Below are 1,574 nucleotides of genomic sequence, written 5' to 3'. Positions count from 1 at the left end.
GGCCGCGAGCAGCCCCTCGCTGGCCCTCGTGCTCACGCAGGACACCCCGCAGCAGAACTTCATGGTGCAGTCCGTGATCGAGGTTCGGGGCGGCATCGACATGCCCGCAGCGGCCCCCGCGAGCGAGGGGACCGCCCGCCTGGGCAAGGACGTGAAGACCCTCCGCCTCGCCCCGGGGCAGGTCGCCGCGACCTACGCCGAGATCCTGCAGCAGGGCGTCGAGGTCAGCGGGGCCGACGCCTTCGACCTGAGCGATGACCCGCTCGTCGCCAGCACGGGCCTGGCCTGGGCGAAGAACTCCCAGGCCGAGGCGGACAAGGAGAAGCAGCTCGTCAAGCACAGCGTCGAGGAGCTGCCGAACCCCGCCGAGGTGATCGCGCTGTCCACGGGCGAGGGCGGGGCCCTCGTCGTGGCCACGATCGACGAGCGCCGGATCGGTCGCTCCACCAACGACAAGCCACTGCTGAAGGCGAACGAGATGGTCACGGCCTTCTCGGGAATCAAGGACTCGCAGAAAGCGCTGTTCTTCCAGGTCGAGCACCAGTTGCTCTTCTTCGTGCCGAACGCCGACAGCGACCAGAAAATTCGAGTGCTGGGCTCGACAACCCAGATGACAGGTGCAGGGAGTATCGAATGAGTCAGCAGTCACACCCCGGTTTTGTTCCCGGGGGCGGAATCGACCTGAGCCCGCTCGTGGAGAACGCGCGCCGCGCGCAGACCCCGGGCGCGGACGGCCTCACGCGCGAAGCGAGCGGCGAGCCCGGCGGCGGCCAGACCGTGGACGTCCCGTCCGTGATCATGGACGTCACCGACGACACCTTCAGCCAGGTGGCGCAGCTGTCGAACGTGGTCCCCGTGATCATCGACCTGTGGGCCGAGTGGTGCCAGCCGTGTAAGACGCTCGGCCCGATCCTCGAAAAGCTCACCCGCGAACTGGGCGGCCGAGCCGTCCTCGCGAAGGTGGACGTGGACGCCAACCCGGGCCTCGCCCAGGCCTTCCAGGCGCAGTCGATCCCGCTCGTCGTCGCCCTCGTCAAGGGGCAGCCCGTGCAGCTTTTCACCGGCGCACAGCCGGAGGAGCAGGTGCGCCAGGTGCTCGCGCAGCTCCTCCAGCTCGCGGAGCAGCAGGGCGTCACCGGGCGGGTTGCCGCGCCGGATCTGGCCGCTCCCGAGGAGGGGGCCGAGCCCGCTCCGGCCCCGCTGCCGCCGAAGCACGCCGAGGCCTTCGACGCCATCGAGCGCGGCGACTACGCGGCCGCCTCGGCCGCGTACCAGCAGGCCATCCAGCAGAACCCTCGCGACGATGACGCCCGCGCCGGACTTGCCCAGGTGAACCTCCTCCTGCGCCTGCAGGGGAAGACCCTGGACGCGATCCGCGCCCGCGCGGGTTCGGAGCCCGACAGCCTCGACGCGCAGCTCGACGTTGCCGACCTCGACGTGTCCGGCGGGCACATCGAGGACGGTTTCGTGCGGCTCCTCGAGGAGTTTGCGCGGCGCGAGGGCGAGGAACAGGTCCGCATCCGCGAGCGGCTGGTCGAGCTGTTCGAGGTCGTCGGGCACGAGGACCCCCGGGT

General features: G+C 70.4%; 1 protein-coding gene and 1 pseudogene. Both read left to right on the top strand.

Annotated features, from left to right (window positions below; genetic code table 11):
* Nucleotides 1-637, top strand: a pseudogene (locus OOT08_RS01060) (glycosyltransferase); the annotation flags it as partial.
* Nucleotides 634-1,574, top strand: a 941-nt coding sequence (locus tag OOT08_RS01055; RefSeq protein WP_325090736.1) for a tetratricopeptide repeat protein, incomplete at its 3' end; no start/stop codon positions are given. The pseudogene OOT08_RS01060 and the gene OOT08_RS01055, both read left to right, overlap by 4 nt.

It is taken from the genome of Leucobacter sp. M11, assembly GCF_035726885.1.
Classification (GTDB): domain Bacteria; phylum Actinomycetota; class Actinomycetes; order Actinomycetales; family Microbacteriaceae; genus JAPFRB01.
The sequence above is the reverse complement of the archived record's forward strand: the minus strand, read 5'-3'. Positions and strand labels throughout refer to the sequence as shown.